Genomic DNA, 18,464 nt, shown 5'->3' with positions numbered 1-18,464 from the left:
GTGTTTAGAATGGAGAGAAATCAATTAACCCGCAGAATTTTAGTCGCCTCAGGAAAAGTACCTGCCGATACTGTCGTTAAAAACGGAAAAATTGTTGACGTTTTTAACGGAGAAATCATTGAAGGTGATATCGCCATAGTGGACGGTTATTTCGCAGGTGTCGGGAAATATGATGGAAAATATATTGTGGATGCAAAGGGAAGTTATGTTGTTCCTGCCTTTATTGATGGTCACGTTCATATTGAATCGTCCTTGGTCACACCTAGTGAATTTGCAAAAGTTCTTCTGCCCCATGGTGTAACGACCGTGATTGCCGATCCCCACGAAATTGCCAATGTCTTAGGTACTGCCGGCATTCAATACATGCTTGATTCTTCCGAAAACCTTCCCTTTGATATTTATATTATGCTTCCTTCTTGTGTTCCAGCTACAAGCTTCGAAAACTCTGGTGCTTCTTTGAGCGCAATTGATTTATTTCCCTTCTACCACCATCCACGCGTCTTAGGGTTAGCTGAAGTTATGAATTTCCCTGCAGTTCTTCAGGCTCAGGATGATATGCTGAATAAATTATCTGACGCCAAACGATTCGGTAAAAAAGTAGATGGACATGCGGCGGGGCTTAGAGGTAATGATTTAAATGTCTACATGGCTGCCGGCATCCGCACAGATCATGAAAGCACCGCGGCTGAAGAAGCCAAAGAACGCCTTAGGAGCGGAATGTATCTAATGATTCGCGAAGGCACTGTTGCAAAAGATTTAATGAAGTTAATTCCCATCATAAATCATCACAATGCGCGAAGGTGCCTTTTTGTTACAGATGATAAGCATTTAGATGACCTTGTGCTTGAGGGCAGTATTGATCACAATGTCCGGCTGGCAATCCAGGGTGGAATATCCCCGATAACCGCAATTCAAATGGCTACCATCAATGCAGCAGAATGTTTTGGGCTTGAAGATAAGGGTGCGATTGCTGCAGGCTACAAAGCTGATTTTTCCTTCGTCGATGACCTAGATAGTGTCAGGATATCACATGTATATAAGGACGGGGTTGCAGTCGTACAAGATGGCAAATTAATCGTTGATTGTAGTAACAAGCATACACATGGATTGGAAAAATCAGTTCATTTTGATGAAATTCAGGCAAGCCATTTCACCATTTCCTTACCCTCAAAAAAAGGCAATATCATCGAAATTATCCCGAATAGTCTTATCACTCAGCATATCGTGGAAGAGGTGGATATTTGCAGTCAAGGATTCTTCCAACCCTCAATCAGTGCTGATCAGTTAAAGCTTGCCGTAATCGAGCGGCACCATTTGACCAAGCAAATAGGTTTAGGCATTATCAAAGGCTTAGGTTTAAAATATGGTGCCATCGCGACGACAATTGCCCATGACTCACATAATCTCATAGTGGCCGGGACGAATGATGAAGATATGGTTTTAGCTGCAAATACCATTAAAGAAATGCAGGGCGGACTTGTTGTCATTAAAAATGGCCAAATTCTGGCATCATTAAATTTGCCCATTGCAGGATTAATGTCTGACAGCTCATTTCAGGAGGTTTATGCTAAACTCAATAACCTTCACATCGCCCTTGAACAGCTGGGGGCAAACGATCAATTCAATCCCTTTTTAACTCTTTCCTTCTTAGCTCTGCCAGTCATTCCAGAATTAAAACTAACCGACAAAGGTTTGTTTAAGGTATCAAAGTTCGAACATATTGACATAAGCTGCGTTTAAATTTTGTGATTTTTAGACAAACTATCATGCGAGAAACCTAAAATGGTTGCTTTCAATGCCATTACCTGTCAAACTAAAAAAGGTAACAAAGCTTAAGAAATGAGCCCTGAAAATTGATTTCAAAGAAAGTAAATGTAGGTGACCAACATGATAGAAATAAAATCTTCACAGCTTAGTGACGGAGAGTTCAATAGAGGCGTATTTGCGACACGTGATATAAAAAAAGGCGAACTGATCCATGAAGCACCTGTTATCGCATATCCAAATGCAGAGCATGAACACATTGAAAAAACATTACTTGCCGACTATGCATTTGAATATGGCATTAACCATACATGCATTCTCTTGGGATACGGGATGCTATTTAACCACTCGTATCAGCCAAATGCCACCTATGAGATTAATTTTCCAAACCATACGTTTGATTTTTTTGCTTACAAAGATATTAAAGCAGGCGAAGAGCTACTGATTAACTATAATGGTGATGAAGAAGATCAAGAACTGCTTTGGTTCGATAAAGAAAAGCAAGAAAAATAACAGCCCCGAATTGGGCTGTTATTTTTTTGCACTATGATAGGGTTTACTGATTGCTGCCCTTTACGAGAAGTCGCTGCTCCTTTTTGAGAAGGGTTCTGTTTTGCATGTGCTGTAATTGGATACTTTTCGTAAAACAAATATCTTCGCATAATGAACAGTCTAAACATTTGGCAGGATCGAGTGTGATCGACTTCCGGTTATTGTCCGTATCCATTTTCAACGCTGCAGTTGGACACAGAATCGTACAAGCACCGCAAAAATTACAATCATCCGTAATAGTTGGCAGCCTGATATCCTTTTGTTTTTGCAAGTTTTCATTTTCCTCTATTTGAATCAAAAGAAAAAATCGTTTATTCATATAAGGAAGAGCAGATTCACCGGTCATCTTCTCATATAAATGATGAGACACACCCGCCAACTCTCTTTTAACTTTTGAATGTGTATTCTCCTGCCTTCTTTCTTGGTAGGATGAAACTTCAGGACTTCCTAATAGTTCTTTAATCGCTAACTTATTCGTGGCCTTGATTTCATTAAAAAAGCCGGATAGGAAGGCCCGTCGATCTTGATCAAACGATTTGTGCTTCGCAGAATAAGTGATATCGGAAGTAATTTCTATAGAAGAACCTGCCATCTTCTCTCCAGCATGAAGCTCTTTTTTCCAAACACTTTCACCAGTTGTGATTTCACAGGAAGTACAACCTGAATCAGTATGGTAGATGCTAAGATTTTGACACTTTTTCAAGATGGTAACCCATGCTTCTCTTGGAATCATTCCTAAACACGGCACCGTTAAAGATGTCACATTCCTATCTGTTACGGTCATTTTTTCACAATGCAAGTACACTTTTTCATTTTGTTCACATAGATGAACAAGTTCTGAAATGACTTGATTGAGAGGGGGGCGATTAAATAGCAGTGCATTCGTTGGGCAAACGGTTGAACAAAGCCCGCATTCCAAGCAATGATCATCTATTTCAATCTGTTTTTTCGAAAAAGAAATGCTTTTTGTTGGGCAATGGTCAACACAGCTTTGACAAGTGCTTTTCGGGGATATCAAATGCGCACATAAATTTGGCTCGACCCTCAATGACGTCATTTTTTGATCCATTACCTTTACCCATTTTAACAAATCCATTCTGCCAACCCTCCTCGCAAACAGTTACCTACAAATGAATAGCTGTTTCATAAAATAAAACCCTGCCTAAAAATTCACTAACGAGTAAAACTGCAAATGCTAGAGAATAGATTTTTACATTTCTCCATTTGCTATTTTTATAAGATAGGAATAATAACGCAGAAGCTGCCATGAACATCGTAATCCTTATCCAAAAGAATACATGTTTGAATGTTAATCTAGCAGTTTCAACTGCCTCTGGCAGACCAGCAAGCAGTGATGAAAAATAACCAACCATCACCACAGCTGAAACAACTAGCGACAAAATTAAAAACCCCGTAATATTAACGTTTAGTTCTCCTCTAATTGCTAAAAAGGCAGCCACGAATAGCGGACCTAATAAAAGCGATGTTAGAAAGAAAGCAAAAAGAGTACTGACTCCAGTCCAAGCAGGAATGGCTGCAATCATATAGATCTTGGCTGATGAAAAGATGGCGATAGCCCCAATAATTGAAGAGATCCAGCCAAGCATGCTGCGCTTTGCCCGATCTTCCTTGTACCAAAACCAAGTATAAAATAATAGTAACCCTACAAATGCTCCATAAAATGCTACCTCACGACTTAGCCATGAGACTCCAATATTTAAGATTGCACGATACGCGAAAAAAGGTTGACCTAAGTGGAGCATGGAAACTACTAGTGAAAGACCGCCAAGGATAAGCAAAGAAATCGATATCAGTAATCCCGTTTTTTGCGATATACCAGCTTTTTTTCGATCTATCCACCATAGTGTCACAAATCCGCCTAATATAAGCTGTGACAAAATGGTAAAGATCACAAGTGGAAGATCATGCATGATTATACCCTCCTAAACTGTTTGCCCGGTTTTGGCAAAATAAAATGAGTAGTTGGATGAGTAATGGAAGGATCGGCAAATGTCGGCACCACGTTCACCGCACCAGAAAGTTTGGCTTCATTGTAATCCACAATTTCAATGGCCTCCATCGGACACTTTGATACACAAATTGGAGATTCACCTACATCTAATCGGTCATAACACATGCTGCATTTGTCCATTTTTTTCTTAACAGGATTGTATTGCGGCACACCGTATGGACATGCCTTTCCGCACATTTGACATCCGATACAAAGATCTTGATTATGAACAACAATTCCATCCTCTTCACGTTTCGTATAAGCTCCAACTGGACAAGCCTTTTTACAGGCAGGCTCATCACAATGGTTACAAGCAGTTGATACAAAAGCACGGACGGGAGAACCCACAAGATCCTCCGGCAGCTCCCGTACTGTTCTCCGTCTCATAGATGGTTCAAGCTGGTAAAAGCTTTTACAAGAAATTTCACAAGCATGACAGCCGATACAACGTTCAATATTTACTAAAAAACCTAGTTTTTTCGCCATTGTTTCTCCCTCCTCTTTACGCTTTTTCTATTTTGACAAAATTATCATGGAAGGCGATTCCAAGCTGGCCTTTTTTATAGTTACCCATATCCGAAGGCAATGCCTTTACATTAAAGTTTTCGGTATAATTTACATCTTTCCACCAGCCCTCATACATCACAACCGTATCTGTCGGAATGGTCTTTGTTAGTTTGGCTGGAAGGGTCAAATACCCTGCTTCATTTAGGATGTTGACCATATCATTTTCACGAATGGAATGTTTCTTGGCCAAATCCAGGTGCATTTCAACAAAAGGGTGCTCTTGGATGGCGCCTAACCAATCGATATGCTGAAATTGACTATGAATGCCTAATTTCCAGTGTGGTGAAATACAGCGAATCGGATATTCTTTTGGTGCTTTATATTCCTCTACAAATACCGGAAGTGGATGGTGACCATATTCAACGGCCTTTTCTGAGTAAAATTCATATTTACCAGATGGAGTTCGGAAGTTTAAGTCCTCCCAGGCAACGGTTACCTTGTCGTTTGCCTTAACTGTTCCACCCTTTTTTCGTAATTCATCCCAGCTTTTAACGCCAAACATTTCCCTAATGTCATCGTTAAATTCTTTTTCAACCCATTCAACAAGATCTCCTGAAACTGGGAATGTACAGGAACCTGATTCTAACTCATTCAATTTCTTTGAAAGCCCCATGGCAATCTCTAAATCACTTTTCGCTTCATATAGCGGTTTGATCGCCTGCTCATTCACATTCATCCAGTAATGCCAGTAACTCACATTGATTCCAACCGTCTCAAACGGAGTTGTGACAGGTAAGACAATATCCGAATATTCTACTGTTTGATTCATATATAGATCTGCTGTAACTATCAAATCCATTTGATCAAATGCCTTTTTGACTACATTTGGCTCAGGGTCCTGAGCAATTGGATTACGGCAGGCAATCCACATCATCTTAATCGGAGGATCATTAGCCTCAAGGACTTGTGCACCAAAGTTGTTCATATTGACATAACGATCAGCTTCGCCTGCGGTTCCTTCAGGTGCTCCAAAGCTCATTGTATGGTAATTAAATCCCCATGTTTCCCCGCCGATATAATTGACACCGCCGCCTTTTTTACCGATATTTCCTGTTATAGCAGCAAGTGCGTCGATCGCGCGAACCATAGAACCTCCGTTTGTATGACGCTGCATTCCGAAACCAATCCAAATATTAGCAGGTTTCGAAGTCGCATATTCACGGGCAATTCGTTCAATCAGGGATTGTGGTACACCTGTTTTTTCAGCTGCCCATTCAACGGTAATATTCTTTTTTACATATGACACAAATTCATGAAACCCAATCGCATGGTTATTTACCCATTCTTCGTCATATAAATGTTGATCCATAATATAACGAATCATTCCAAGGGCTAGGGCCCCATCTGTACTTGGTTTAATTTGAATATACTCATCCGCCTTTGAAGCGGTTTGTGTAATCAATGGGTCAATGACAACAAGCTTTATCCCTTTTTCTTTAGCCTGCTCAATAAAATACATTGAGTGGGCAGATGTCCAAGCTGGATTCGCTCCCCAAAGAATAATATACTCTGCATCCATAAATTGCTCAGGATCATTGTTATAGGCTGTCCCCATATCAAATGCTTGGGCATCCGAACCGGCTGGATCACAAGGAGTTCCTTGAGCACGTGTGGTATACCCAATACTCGAAAGCATTCCTTCCGTTGCATAATTTAATATATTGAAGTTTCCAGAATACTTATTTAAGCAAATTGGCAGTGTGTTTCCGTACTCTTTTTTGATGGAAAGAATTTTCTTGGCAATGATTGTGTAAGCTTCATCCCAACTAATTCTTTCCCAATTTCCCGTTCCGCGCCCTTTCTGCCTCATAGGGTACTTAATTCGGTCAGGAGAATAGACGATTCGTGGATACGTATTTCCTTTTACACAAAGTCTTCCTTTTGTGTAATGGTTTTTTTCGTTCCCAGTAACAAAGGTAATTCTGCCGTCTTCTACCGTTGTGACAATCGAACATGTGTCATAACAATTTCGGGGGCAGGCATTGAAAAATTGTTGTTTTTGGCTATTGGACTTCGCAGCTGCTGTTGGGACAAGGCCATTCGCTGCTTTACCTCCGATGGTCCCAAGTCCTAAAAGGGTACTTAATGCTGCAGAACCTTTTAGAAAAGTTCGACGAGAAACATTTTGAGTTAACATCTTTATTCCCACCTTCCATCATGTTGTTCCATTTGTAAAAATTCTTTTAATATAACGGCCATCGCGTATGTGATGGGATTTTGACTATTTTGTAGGATTCGCTCACAATGCTTGAATCCCCATTGCAAGAGATGCTTATCTAAAAACATTTTGTAGATTTGTAGATTTTCGGTTGTTGGTTGACTTAATACGTGCAGCATGAATTCCAATTCAAATTGGATGTGATCATCTGGAACCTGTCCTTCATTCGCCACTTGAAGTCCAACATAACGGTAAAAGTTCCTTACATTCAACGTTTCCTGTTGCAGCACGTTTCCTTCAAAGTTTCGGTAACTAGATTCAAATGGTGACGCTAATAACTTATTGGGACCCACAAATAAACGATTAAAATCATATTCAAACGATTGAAGAGTGCTCTCTGTTACTTCTTCCAACACCTTTAAGCTTTGAGCCATTTCGTCTAGTAAACTAGGATTTTGATATTCTTTTATCATCCGGACAACCTGTTTCCACTGATCTCGAGTCAGTTGAAGTAAATCCCCTCGATAGTAATGACAAAATATCTGATAGAATAATAATCGTTCTTCAAGTTTCATTACACTTTCTTGTTTGATAGTCATATTATTCAACCTCGTTTTTAAACTGGATTTCCTTCTGAAGCTTCTCGAATTCTATCTTTTCCTCATCCGTTAATTTCATTTCTTTCTTTACATCAGGATTTGGGTTACCTAGATATTCTTCATTTGGCACCATTTGAATTTTTTCTTTTATGCTTTCTTCTGCTTGCTGCTCACAGCCTAACAGGGATACGGCAATCATTACATTTATTAATAGGTAAAGAAAATTTTTCATATCTCTTTAACTCCCTTCTAATTTTGTTTTAAAAATAATTTGTGAAGTAGTGAGCAAATGAATTGATCTAAATAAACTTTAAGCTCCAATGGTGTAGAATAATGAATTTTAAGGTATAAACCAACATTTTCCATAATTTTATAATGTATATAGTACAATTACTTATGAAATGAGTATATATTAAAAGTCTTAATTATAAGGGCGAAATAATGGCAAAATCGTGTAGATATTATGAAAAAATTATGTTTTTTAATTTATATAGAAAAATGTTTAGGCTGTCGCACTTGAAAAATTCACACAATCAATGACGCCTCCAAAAAGAAAAAAGCCGCCCTCATTCAAAAAATGAGAACGGCAAAGTTTAATTTTCTGAGTTTCCAGCAAAAGTTAAAGCCAACGTCTAGTCTATACCATTATTTTACAGATATCATTTGTAAATTCAACAGGGTCTTGGATTGGCAATCCCTCAATCAGAAGCGCTTGATTGTAGAGTAACTTCGTATAAAGATCCAGCTTCCCTTTATCCTTTTCAAAAGCTTCTTTTAAAGATTGGAATACTTCATGATTTTTATTAATCTCAAGCACCTTGTCAGCTTTGATATTTTGATTATCAGGCATGGCAGCAAGGATTTTTTCCATTTCGATAGAGATGTCACCTTCGGTAGCCAGGCAGACAGGGTGAGACTTTAAGCGTTTTGAAACGCGAACATCCTTGACCTTACCCTCTAAGATACTTTTCATATAGTCAAAGATTTCTTTGTATTCCTTCTCTTCTGATTCGGAATCATTCTTGGTTTCTTCCCCTTCGATTCCTAAGTCACCACTGGAGATAGATTTAAATTCTTTCTCCTTATAGTTCATTAACATTTTGATGGCAAACTCATCGATATCCTCTGTGAAGTAAAGAATCTCGTAGCCTTTTTCAGAAACAAACTCAGCTTGCGGAAGTTTATCGATTCGTTCAATCGATTCACCAGAAGCGTAATAAATATATTTTTGATTTTCTGGCATTCTTGAAACATATTCATCCAATGTTACTAACTTCTTTTCTTTAGATGAGTAGAACATGATGAGGTCCTGTAAAACTTCTTTATTGGCACCAAATTCACTATAAACCCCATATTTCAACTGGCGGCCAAATGAGTTATAAAATTCTTCATATTTCTCTCGTTCATTTTTTAACAGGCTTTGCAATTCGCTTTTTATCTTCTTGTTAATATTTTTTGAAATCAACTTCAATTGACGGTCATGCTGGAGCATTTCTCTTGAAATGTTAAGAGAAAGATCTTCCGAGTCAACCATTCCTTTAACAAAGCTGAAATGGTCTGGCAGTAAGTCTGCACACTTGTCCATAATTAAAACGCCATTTGAATAGAGTTCTAAGCCCTTTTCAAATTCTTTTGAATAGAAGTCAAATGGAGTTTTTTCTGGAATATATAAAATCGCATTGTAACGGATTGAGCCATCAACACTGATGTGAATATGTTTAAGCGGCTTATCAAATCCGTAACGTTTTTCTGTATAGAAATTCTCATAATCAGCATCTGTTAATTCGCTTTTATTTTTTCTCCAGATTGGAACCATGCTGTTTAGTGTTTGTTCTTCCACATAGTCCTCGAACTCGTTTTCACTGCCTTCTTTTGGTCTACTGCTGGACACGTCCATTTTAATTGGATAGCGGATGAAGTCTGAGTATTTTTTGATAATCGACTTTAAACGATACTCTTCTAAAAACTCATCGTAATTCTCATCTTCGGTATTTTCTTTGATCTTTAAGACAATCTCCGTTCCAACCGAATCCTTTTCAGCTGGTTCAATGGTGTAACCCTCTGCGCCATTTGATTCCCACTTGTAGGCTTCCTCGCTTCCTAATGCCTTACTCGTTACAGTAACCAGATCTGCCACCATAAATGCAGCATAGAAGCCGACGCCGAATTGACCAATAATGTCATAGCCATCCTTTAGTTCTGTTTCCTTTTTAAAAGCTAAAGATCCACTTTTGGCAATCGTACCAAGGTTTGTCTCAAGCTCTTCCTTCGTCATCCCAATACCGGTATCGATAATTTTTAAGGTTCTTGTTTCCTTGTCAGCCATTACTTTAATAAAGTAGCTGTCCTTATTGAAGCTTAAGGAATCATCTGTTAATGCTTTGTAATAGATTTTATCAATTGCATCACTTGCATTTGAAATTAACTCTCTTAAAAATACCTCACGATGGGTATAAATAGAGTTAATCATCATTTCTAACAGCCTTTTAGACTCAGCTTTAAACTGCTTTTTTGCCATTGAAATCTCTCCTAACTTATTTGGATTCAATTATTTTTTAACGATTAGCACTCTCGACTTTAGAGTGCTAACATCGACACTAATTAAATATCATAAATTCTATGACGATGTCAATAAAATAGCGGCACACTTTTGTATGTGCCGCCTGTCTTTTTTTTGACTTTGGATTGGAATATGCTTAGTTTCTACAACTTTTCTCTTCCAACGGCTTCCTGCATTTACCCATTTGCTGATCCCCCATGCTCTTCGGTCACTCCATGCCTCCTGCATTGACCCAAATGCTGTTTCTGAATGCTCTTCGGTCACTCCAGGCCTCCTGCATTGACCCAAATGTTTTTTCTGAATGCTCCTCGGTCACTCCATACTTCCTGCATTGACCCAAATGCTGTTTCTGAATGTTCTTCGGTCACTCCAGACCGCCTGCATTGACCCAAATGCTGTTTCTGCATGCTCTTCGGTCACTCCAGACCGCCTGCATTGACCCAAATGCTGTTTCTGCATGCTCTTCGGTCACTCTAGGCCTCCTGCGTTTACCCAAATGCTGTTTCTCTATGCTCTTCGGTAATCTTTAAATCTCTCATAGTTACCCAAGCCCCTTATGATTCCACCTCTCGGTCACTATAACCTTCTCATAGTTACCCAAGCCCCTTATGATTCCATCTCTCGGTCACTATAACCCTCTCATAGTTACCCAAACCCCTTATGATTCCATCTCTCGGTCACTATAACCCTCTCATAGTTACCCAATCTCCTTATGATTCCATCTCTTGGTAACTATGAACCTCTCAAAGTTACCCAAACACCTTAATATTTCTTCATTTAGTCACTATAAATCTACACACAAAAAAACCGACATTACTTTTTGTCGGTTTCTTCTGATTTGATTACCTGCAGCCTTTGGTCTTCAGGGTTTTCAACAATATGCTTAAGGATAGATAGCTTGTTTTCCCAAAATTTTTCGTAGAAGGCTAGCCATCGCTTAAGCTCTGTTAACGGCTCTGGGTGCAGCCGATAAATTTTTTCTCTCCCAACCTTTCGCCCGCTCACCAATTCCGCTTCGGAAAGAACTTGAAGATGCTTGGCAATAGCTGTTCGGCTGATGGAAAAATGAGATGTTATTTCTGATATCGGCAGCTCTTTTTCCGCAAGTAACTTTAGTACTTCTCTCCGAGTGGGATCAGCAATCGCTTGAAATACATCATGCTTTTGTGCGGAGGATGACACTTAGCTCTCCAAAAGAGTACGAAGTTTTTGAACAATACCAGCCCAGCCCTGAGACATATGCTCTCTAATATCAGAGGCCTTTTGGTTAGCCTTGCCAATCATTGCGTCAGATTGAGGCCAGCCGCCATGGATAACGGTGAATTCAGTCTTATCACCCAAATCCTTTAAGCTAAACGATAAAAACCAGCCCTCTGTATCCCACTTGAACGAAAGTGAATGAGGAGGATTAAACTCAGTCACTTTACACGGAGATGGACCGAATGGGGATTGTAAATGAAACTCTGCTCCCACTTCCGGTTTGAAATCATTTGGCATAAACCAGGCAGAAATGCCCTCTGCAGAAGATACCTGCTCCCAAACCTTTTGAATAGGCGCGTTAATGACAACTGTTTGTTTAATATCTTGTAATGTATTTTCCAATGATTTCTCCTGCCTTCACAATAAAATATAAAACCTTTTGGTTTCGCTTCTTGAATTATATAAAACCTTTTGGTTTCATGTCAATACAAAATTTTCTCATTTACTTTTCCCGTTAAAACCGTTTGCCATACAAAAAGACACCTCCAGAAGGAAGTGCCAAAATTTTAAATCCTATGACTCTGCTCAAAATAAATGGTCTTCTTGTCATAATAACGGGCTAAAAAATTTCCCGTTAAGGATGCGAGGATTTGCTGGAATAGCATTCCAACCACTACCGGTACAGCAACGGCCGGGGAAAAATAGGTAACAGCAATAACAGCACCAGCGCTGATATTTCTCATTCCACCAGAAAAGGTCAACGATACAATTGTATCCCGATCACTTCTGATTAGTTTACCTAGTAGAAATGAAAATAAATACCCCGTTAAGGCAATAAAAAAGACCACTACAATAATACTAATTAGTTTTAAATTTATATTTTTTAAATAAGGTGCGATTACTGCACCATTTAACATGACCACAACGCCTAGGCAGATTTTTGAAAAAGGTGCCAATGCAGCGCTTAGTTTTTTCACCGTGTTACCTTTTGACCTCTGATTTAACCACATTCCTAGAAGCGAAGGCAGCACGATCATTCCAACTAATCCTTGCATGATACTCATAAAGTCCATTTCAATTTTTTCACCGATTAGGAATGACAGACAATACGGAACAATCAATGGAGAAAGGATGGTATCAATTAGAATAATCGAAAGGGTCAACGGGATATTACCTTTATAAATGGAAACCCAAATAAAGCTGGTTATCCCAGTTGGAATCGCCATACCCAGCACAATGCCAGTAATCGTAAAAATATCCCCTTGAAACGTTAAATGACCAACACCCCAGGCCCATATTGGCATCAGGATATGTAATAACACCATCGCAACAAGTATGGGAAGCGGATGCTTGACCACATCTGATAAAGATTTGAAATTCGAGTTCAAACTTCCTGCAAATGTCATAAACGCAAAGATCCAAGGGATTAAATATGAAAAGTCTGTTATATATACAGAAAGTAACACTCCCAATACGACACTTGTGGGAGTGATTAAGGGCATGATTTTTTCTAGTTGTTTATTTATCTTCTGCAGCATTTCGGTTATCTCCAAACTTATTTTCTATATTCCTTCCAAGCCGTAAGACCGCCTTCTAAGACTTCGACTTGGTAGCCGAGACCGTCCAGAATATCAGCACATTTCGTTGCGGAATTTCCAGTGGTGCAAGTAACAACAACTGGTTGTTCCTTCGATATTTGTGCCAGCACATCCCCTTCTTCAAGATTGAAAATCACTGTTTTCGGGATGTTCAGAATTAGACACTTCTGATCTTCTATATGGTATTCATTATATTTTTCTTCTGATCGAACATCTAGAAGAAGCACTTTCTCTTCACCTTGCATTCTCTCATGAAGTTCTTTTAGACTAATTTTTTTCAATGGTAACACCTCCATTACAAAGAATATCACATTTTTAATCTTTCGGTATTTGAAAAGTTTATATTGATATTAATGTCTAAATACGTCTCAAGTCTTAGTAATAAATAAATCTCAAGTTCATTCGTATTTTTCAGGAAATCCCATATGATTAAGCTATAAGAAGTAAAGGCAGGGGATTTATGATGAAGAGAATTGTGGTTCTCCTATTAATTATCACAGGGTTATATATTGTTTTTTATCAGTCATTCCAGTTTGATGGTTTTGCTTTTGGAGGAAGTAAAGATGGCAGGGCTGCGCTGTCAAAAACCATAGACAGTATTGATATTAATGTGGGCAGCGTTCGGACTACGATTATTCCTGAAGACCGAAATGATGTAGAAGCGGTGTTAACTGGCAAAGGCTCATTAACCGTTAAAGAAACAGGCAACAGGGTATTAGTTGAAACGAAAAAGAAAATGTTTAATTGGTTCTCCTTTTCAGAAAAAAGGCAGCTAAAAATCTATATTCCAAAAGACTTTAACCGGAATATGAACATTCAAATTGGTTCAGGCAGTTTGGATTTCTCCGGCAAATCAATGAACTTAAATAAACTATCTTTGGATATTGGTTCAGGGAATGTAAATCTCAATCAGTTAGAAGTGGATGAATTTACACATGATGGTTCTTCTGGCAATGTTGAAATTGACACGTTAACTACAAAAACAGGTACCTTCGATCTTAGTTCTGGAAATTTAGATATTAAACACTATACCGGCCCTCTTACTGCAGATGTTTCATCTGGAAAGTTCACCGTACAAATGGATAAATTAAATGATTCAATTGATATTGATCTTAGTTCTGGAAATGTGAACCTTGATTTGCCCGATAACGCTGATTTTACTTTAAATGGAAACGTAAGCAGTGGAAATATTTCGAGTGAATTTCCTTTAACCACTACCAGCAGTGATAAGAAAAGCCTTAAAGGAACCCATGGTTCTGGTATGCATAAGATAGATATTTCCGTTTCAAGCGGCACTGTTACTATTAACTAATTCTATAAAAAGCGCATGGACTTCATCATCCATGCGCTTTTTACGTGTAACCAAAAAAGTTCACTTGTCATAACGTATAATGCCTCGTGCTTTTACTATGGAAGGAGCGTTATGATGTACTATTACCATTATCCAAACCCACCAAACACTCAGCCGCCCGTTTACCCCAGTAATCAATATTATCAGCCAATGCACCGCCAATATCCGCAGGTGGATCCAAATGTTTTCAAGAAGTCCATTAAGACCTATCGGCTATTAATGGACCAAGGTAGCCTCCTGTTAGACAGATTAGGCGATCCAGGCTTTGATGTTAAATTAATGACAGCTGCCCAGCAGGGAAACAATTCAGAAGTGGATAGGTTAATTAAATCGATTGGACTAAAAGTGCCTGTGAAGACAATATATACGCCAACTGGGGTTACATTTGAACTTAAAGCACACACAGATCCACATGCACCCCCGAACTGCTGTACCTTAAGAGTAGAATTACAATGGGGAAGCTAACAGACCTTCAAATGAAGGTCTCTTTTTTGGGACAAAAAAGGACGGAAGTTCTCTTGTAATTGCCGAACAAAAACATTTACCGCTATGGGAAAATCGTCATAACCAGCGTCCTTCCACGCCTTCCTCTGCTTCACCATCAGGACGAATAATATGATAGAGGCTTGTGACCGTTTCTTGCATGGCCAGTTTCCGCCCTCTTTCCTCAAGTACATGTAAATCCCCTGGATAAATAACTTCTTTCCATAGGTTTGTATTGTCATAAAAGTTTTGCAGCTTATAGCCATATAGTTTTTCTATTCCTGGTGTTATTAATATTTTTTTGGGTGTTATAAGTTATATAAATAGCAAATAACTGGATAGATAACAAATCTATTATTTTTCCATATGCAGATCATTTTAGCCTGTTAAACTATTATTTTACTATTTCTAATTCCATCCTATAGGAGTAAAATAAAACATAGTTTATAAAACGACTTAGGACTAGGAGAATCTCGTGCAGGAACAAAATAAGAATCTTAAAGAACAAACACTTTTTACGATTACATGGCCGCTCTTAATTGAGCTGTCGCTTCATATGGGAATGGGAATTGTGGCTACATTGATGTTAGGTAATTACTCCGATCAAGCAGTGGCCGGTGTTGGTGTAGCGAACCAACTGTTAAACGTCTTTATTTTGGTATTTAATGTCACATCCATTGGTGCAACTGTTTTAATCAGTCAAAATCTTGGTGCTGGAAAACTTAAGCGCGCAAGGGAATTATCTTACTCCGTTTTTGGATTGAACTTCTGGTTTGGAATTTTGATTGCCATTATTGTTTTTGTTTTAGCAGAACCGCTGCTTCGTCTTTATAATGTTCAAGGAGTGGTTTTTGACTATGGGCTTACCTTTGTACGAATATGTGCACTATCACTCTTTTTCGAATCTATTTCTTTGGCCTTAAGCGCAATCCTTCGCAGTAATGGATTTATCAAAGAATCCATGATGGTCACCGTTTATATGAATCTAATAAGCATTGGCGGAAATATTATTGCCACTACCGGTATATTTGGGCTGCCGGTTACAGGTGTGACGGGTGTATCCTGGGCGATTTTTGCAGCACGGTTCTTTGCTGTTATCGCTCTATTATATTTGTTGTATAGCCGGCTTTCTTTAAAAATAGTTTTCAAGGACATATTCAACGTAAAAAAAGCAGATATTCGAGGATTGCTCCAGATAGGAATTCCGTCCGCAGGGGAAAATCTCTCTTACCAATTATCCCAGGTGGTTATTACTAGCTTTGTAGTTACAATGGGTACAGCCTCATTAGCTGCAAGAGTTTATATATTGAATATTAGCATGCTATGCTTTTTGTTCACACTCGCGCTTGCACAAGGTACCCAGCTTCTAGTCGCACGCTATATTGGGGGGAAACAATATGACCGTGCCTTAAAACGAGGAATTCGTACATTAAAAATCGCAATGATTGCATCCACCCTTGCCTCACTCGTCTTGGCCATAGGCGGGGGGCCAATATTAAATGCATTTACGAAAGACCCATCCATTATTATGATTGGTCTTCCTGTTTTATGGGCCATTGTCTTCGTTGAACCTGGCAGAGCCATGAATATTGTCTTAATGAGTTCATTAAAGTCAGCTGGTGATGTTCGATTTCCAGTTGTAATTGGGGTTATTTCTATGTGGGGAGTAGCCGTTCTTCTTAGCTATTTATTTGGTGTTCACTTTGGCATGGGACTCTTAGGAGTATGGCTTGCTCAAGGAGCAGATGAATGGCTGCGCGGCTGTTTTGCCTTAAGGCGATGGCAGTCCAAACCTTGGGAGCGGTTTAAAAAACTAGCATTAGATTGGTAATAGAATAACATACAAAAAACGTAAGGGGCTTCTACTCCTTACGTTTTTTGTATGTTTTATAACTAATAAATATATTTCTTAATAGATCTCTGCCGATCCTGATTTCACTTCAGTAAATATACTCTTGTTTCATAAGGCTTAAGTGTAAATTCCTTCCGCAGTTTTTTATCAGCGGTTTGATAATTATGAAGGACGAGTTCCGACTTAGAATAAGACACACTCTTTGGAACCTGGAACCTTGTTGATTCACCACTAAAATTATTGATGACGATCGCCTTTTTCCCTCCTAATTTACGGGTATAGATAAACAATTTAGGATGATTTGGCAGCAATAATTCATAGGTTCCATATACAAACAATGGATGATTTTTGCGTAATTGGATCATCTCTTTATAAAAAGATAGAATAGAATCCGGGTCATCCCATTGTGCTTCAACATTAATCTCACAATAATTCGGATTAACGGCCAGCCATGTTTGATCCGCCATTGTAAAACCGCCCATATTGCCGGCATTCCATTGCATAGGGGTGCGAGCATTATCGCGGCATTGCTCCCAAATAATCTCCATGATTTCATCATGAGACCTGCCCTTCGCTGTTTCAACCTTATAGAAGTTAATCATCCCGACATCATCGTAATCCTCAATAGAAGGAAATTGGACATTGGTCATCCCTATCTCCTGGCCCTGATAGATAAACGGAGTCCCTTTCATAAGGAAATACATAGCTCCAAGCATTTTCGCGCTTTCCTTCCAATATTTCTTGTCATTTCCCCAGCTTGAAACCCGGCGAGGCTGGTCATGATTTTCGATAAACAAGGCATTCCAGCCCTTACCATCCAATCCTTTTTGCCATTTGGTTAAATTCTTTTTTAACGCACGAATATCAACTTCACCTTTTGCATTTTTTTCCCAAAGGCCTAGAAATTCAAATTGAAAAATCATGTTAAAATAACCGTTTTCTTCGCCTACCCATTTATCGGCGTCATCAAGCCCAACACCATTTGCTTCTCCAACCGTCATAATGTCATAGTTTTTAAGGGTTTTCTGAGAAAACTGAGTTAACCATTCATCAATTCCATCCACATTCATCATGTAAGGAAAACAAGGTACATAATCTAAGTTTTCCGGATTTGGCATGTCAGGAAATCCTGGTTCTTTTCGGATATGTGAAATGGCGTCAACTCGGAAACCGTCGATTCCCTTGTCCAGCCACCAGTTCACCATATCGTATAAAGCATTGCGAACCTCGGGGTTTTCCCAGTTTAAATCAGGCTGCCTTTCTGAAAAAATATGCATGAAATATTCCTCAGTGGCAGCATCATATTTCCATGCTGAACCGCTGAAAATTGATTCCCAGTTATTCGGTTCCTTCCCATCCTGGCCCTCACTCCAAATATACCAATCTCGTTTTGGACTGTTTTTTGAAGAGCGGGACTCAATAAACCAAGGGTGCTCATCACTCGTATGATTGATGACCAAATCAAGAATCAATTTCATTCCCCGGCTGTGAACGCCTTCAAGCAGTTCATCAAAATCTGCCATGGTACCGAATTCATCCATAATATCTTGATAGTCTGATATATCGTAACCATTATCATCATTAGGTGATTTATACATCGGTGACAACCAAATCACGTCGATTCCTAATTCTTTTAAGTAATCTAATTTAGAGGCTACTCCTTTTAAATCTCCAATCCCATCGCCATTGCTATCCATGAAGCTTCTGGGGTACACCTGATAAGCAACACTTTCTTTCCACCACTTTTTATTCATATCTGCACCCTTTCC

Annotated in this window: 19 protein-coding genes; 5 read left to right on the top strand and 14 right to left on the bottom strand. The window is 38.9% G+C overall.

Annotated features, from left to right (window positions below; genetic code table 11):
• Positions 1-9 precede the first annotated feature (9 nt).
• Complete coding sequence (gene ade, locus AC2TFD_RS05150) at positions 10-1,740, top strand: adenine deaminase (protein ID WP_484675163.1); 1,731 nt, start codon at positions 10-12, stop codon at positions 1,738-1,740.
• 147 nt (positions 1,741-1,887) lie between these two features.
• On the top strand, positions 1,888-2,277 hold the full coding sequence (locus AC2TFD_RS05145) for an SET domain-containing protein (RefSeq protein ID WP_335517461.1): 390 nt from the start codon (positions 1,888-1,890) through the stop codon (positions 2,275-2,277).
• 43 nt (positions 2,278-2,320) lie between these two features.
• Here AC2TFD_RS05145 and AC2TFD_RS05140 read toward each other — a convergent pair whose 3' ends face one another.
• The 12 genes from AC2TFD_RS05140 to AC2TFD_RS05085 form a co-directional block, all read right to left on the bottom strand.
• Entirely contained in the window at positions 2,321-3,412 is a 1,092-nt protein-coding gene (locus tag AC2TFD_RS05140; RefSeq protein ID WP_484675162.1) for a 4Fe-4S binding protein, read from the bottom strand.
• Positions 3,413-3,440: 28 nt separating this feature from the next.
• Positions 3,441-4,247 carry a dimethyl sulfoxide reductase anchor subunit family protein gene (locus AC2TFD_RS05135; protein WP_484675161.1) on the bottom strand — a complete coding sequence of 269 codons (807 nt, stop codon included), beginning with the start codon at positions 4,245-4,247 and terminating at the stop codon, positions 3,441-3,443.
• A 2-nt stretch (positions 4,248-4,249) separates the two neighbouring features.
• A complete protein-coding gene (locus AC2TFD_RS05130) occupies positions 4,250-4,813 on the bottom strand; it encodes a 4Fe-4S dicluster domain-containing protein (protein ID WP_335517468.1) in 564 nt (187 codons plus the stop codon).
• 16 nt (positions 4,814-4,829) lie between these two features.
• Positions 4,830-7,031 (bottom strand): molybdopterin-dependent oxidoreductase, encoded by a 2,202-nt coding sequence (locus AC2TFD_RS05125; RefSeq protein WP_484675160.1) that lies wholly within the window; start codon positions 7,029-7,031, stop codon positions 4,830-4,832.
• 2 nt (positions 7,032-7,033) lie between these two features.
• Positions 7,034-7,651, bottom strand: a complete 618-nt coding sequence (locus tag AC2TFD_RS05120) for a TorD/DmsD family molecular chaperone (RefSeq protein WP_484675159.1) — start codon at positions 7,649-7,651, stop codon at positions 7,034-7,036.
• 1 nt (position 7,652) lies between these two features.
• The gene (locus tag AC2TFD_RS05115; RefSeq protein WP_484675158.1) at positions 7,653-7,883 is read right to left on the bottom strand and encodes a hypothetical protein; all 231 of its coding nucleotides are present in this window, start codon (positions 7,881-7,883) and stop codon (positions 7,653-7,655) included.
• A 405-nt stretch (positions 7,884-8,288) separates the two neighbouring features.
• Positions 8,289-10,169 carry a molecular chaperone HtpG gene (gene htpG, locus AC2TFD_RS05110; protein ID WP_484675157.1) on the bottom strand — a complete coding sequence of 627 codons (1,881 nt, stop codon included), beginning with the start codon at positions 10,167-10,169 and terminating at the stop codon, positions 8,289-8,291.
• Between the two features lie 99 nt (positions 10,170-10,268).
• Complete coding sequence (locus tag AC2TFD_RS05105; RefSeq protein ID WP_484675156.1) at positions 10,269-10,475, bottom strand: hypothetical protein; 207 nt, start codon at positions 10,473-10,475, stop codon at positions 10,269-10,271.
• 549 nt (positions 10,476-11,024) lie between these two features.
• Positions 11,025-11,393 carry an ArsR/SmtB family transcription factor gene (locus AC2TFD_RS05100; protein ID WP_335513031.1) on the bottom strand — a complete coding sequence of 123 codons (369 nt, stop codon included), beginning with the start codon at positions 11,391-11,393 and terminating at the stop codon, positions 11,025-11,027.
• Positions 11,394-11,813, bottom strand: coding sequence for an SRPBCC family protein (locus AC2TFD_RS05095; protein ID WP_335569055.1), 420 nt, complete (start codon positions 11,811-11,813; stop codon positions 11,394-11,396).
• 164 nt (positions 11,814-11,977) lie between these two features.
• Positions 11,978-12,949, bottom strand: coding sequence for a bile acid:sodium symporter family protein (locus AC2TFD_RS05090; RefSeq protein WP_335513035.1), 972 nt, complete (start codon positions 12,947-12,949; stop codon positions 11,978-11,980).
• Between the two features lie 17 nt (positions 12,950-12,966).
• A complete protein-coding gene (locus AC2TFD_RS05085) occupies positions 12,967-13,299 on the bottom strand; it encodes a rhodanese-like domain-containing protein (protein ID WP_335513081.1) in 333 nt (110 codons plus the stop codon).
• Between the two features lie 173 nt (positions 13,300-13,472).
• Here AC2TFD_RS05085 and liaG point away from each other — a divergent pair, with 173 nt between their 5' ends.
• Entirely contained in the window at positions 13,473-14,321 is an 849-nt protein-coding gene (gene liaG / locus AC2TFD_RS05080; RefSeq protein ID WP_484675155.1) for a LiaG family protein, read from the top strand.
• A 114-nt stretch (positions 14,322-14,435) separates the two neighbouring features.
• Complete coding sequence (locus AC2TFD_RS05075; protein WP_484675154.1) at positions 14,436-14,825, top strand: YuzC family spore coat inner layer protein; 390 nt, start codon at positions 14,436-14,438, stop codon at positions 14,823-14,825.
• A 96-nt stretch (positions 14,826-14,921) separates the two neighbouring features.
• On the opposite strand, the gene AC2TFD_RS05070 is transcribed toward AC2TFD_RS05075, so the two are convergent.
• Positions 14,922-15,134, bottom strand: a complete 213-nt coding sequence (locus AC2TFD_RS05070) for a PAS domain-containing protein (protein WP_484676270.1) — start codon at positions 15,132-15,134, stop codon at positions 14,922-14,924.
• A gap of 184 nt (positions 15,135-15,318) precedes the next feature.
• On the opposite strand from AC2TFD_RS05070, the gene AC2TFD_RS05065 reads away from it, so the two are divergent.
• On the top strand, positions 15,319-16,674 hold the full coding sequence (locus tag AC2TFD_RS05065) for an MATE family efflux transporter (RefSeq protein ID WP_484675153.1): 1,356 nt from the start codon (positions 15,319-15,321) through the stop codon (positions 16,672-16,674).
• 104 nt (positions 16,675-16,778) lie between these two features.
• Here the strand turns inward: AC2TFD_RS05065 and AC2TFD_RS05060 are convergent, their stop codons facing one another.
• Entirely contained in the window at positions 16,779-18,449 is a 1,671-nt protein-coding gene (locus tag AC2TFD_RS05060) for a glycoside hydrolase family 13 protein (protein ID WP_484675152.1), read from the bottom strand.
• Positions 18,450-18,464 lie beyond the last annotated feature (15 nt).

It is taken from the genome of Neobacillus sp. plas4 (assembly GCF_057221695.1).
Note: the sequence above shows the minus strand (reverse complement) of the source record. Positions and strands in the feature narration are given on the sequence as shown.

Excerpts from the sequence above, each read along its gene's own strand:
- ade (WP_484675163.1), top strand. The coding sequence starts at position 10 with ATGGAGAGAAATCAATTAACCCGCAGAATTTTAGTCGCCTCAGGAAAA.
- AC2TFD_RS05145 (WP_335517461.1), top strand. The coding sequence starts at position 1,888 with ATGATAGAAATAAAATCTTCACAGCTTAGTGACGGAGAGTTCAATAGA.
- AC2TFD_RS05140 (WP_484675162.1), bottom strand. The coding sequence starts at position 3,412 with ATGGATTTGTTAAAATGGGTAAAGGTAATGGATCAAAAAATGACGTCA.
- AC2TFD_RS05135 (WP_484675161.1), bottom strand. The coding sequence starts at position 4,247 with ATGCATGATCTTCCACTTGTGATCTTTACCATTTTGTCACAGCTTATA.
- AC2TFD_RS05130 (WP_335517468.1), bottom strand. The coding sequence starts at position 4,813 with ATGGCGAAAAAACTAGGTTTTTTAGTAAATATTGAACGTTGTATCGGC.
- AC2TFD_RS05125 (WP_484675160.1), bottom strand. The coding sequence starts at position 7,031 with ATGTTAACTCAAAATGTTTCTCGTCGAACTTTTCTAAAAGGTTCTGCA.
- AC2TFD_RS05120 (WP_484675159.1), bottom strand. The coding sequence starts at position 7,651 with ATGACTATCAAACAAGAAAGTGTAATGAAACTTGAAGAACGATTATTA.
- AC2TFD_RS05115 (WP_484675158.1), bottom strand. The coding sequence starts at position 7,883 with ATGAAAAATTTTCTTTACCTATTAATAAATGTAATGATTGCCGTATCC.
- htpG (WP_484675157.1), bottom strand. The coding sequence starts at position 10,169 with ATGGCAAAAAAGCAGTTTAAAGCTGAGTCTAAAAGGCTGTTAGAAATG.
- AC2TFD_RS05090 (WP_335513035.1), bottom strand. The coding sequence starts at position 12,949 with ATGCTGCAGAAGATAAATAAACAACTAGAAAAAATCATGCCCTTAATC.
- liaG (WP_484675155.1), top strand. The coding sequence starts at position 13,473 with ATGAAGAGAATTGTGGTTCTCCTATTAATTATCACAGGGTTATATATT.
- AC2TFD_RS05075 (WP_484675154.1), top strand. The coding sequence starts at position 14,436 with ATGTACTATTACCATTATCCAAACCCACCAAACACTCAGCCGCCCGTT.
- AC2TFD_RS05060 (WP_484675152.1), bottom strand. The coding sequence starts at position 18,449 with ATGAATAAAAAGTGGTGGAAAGAAAGTGTTGCTTATCAGGTGTACCCC.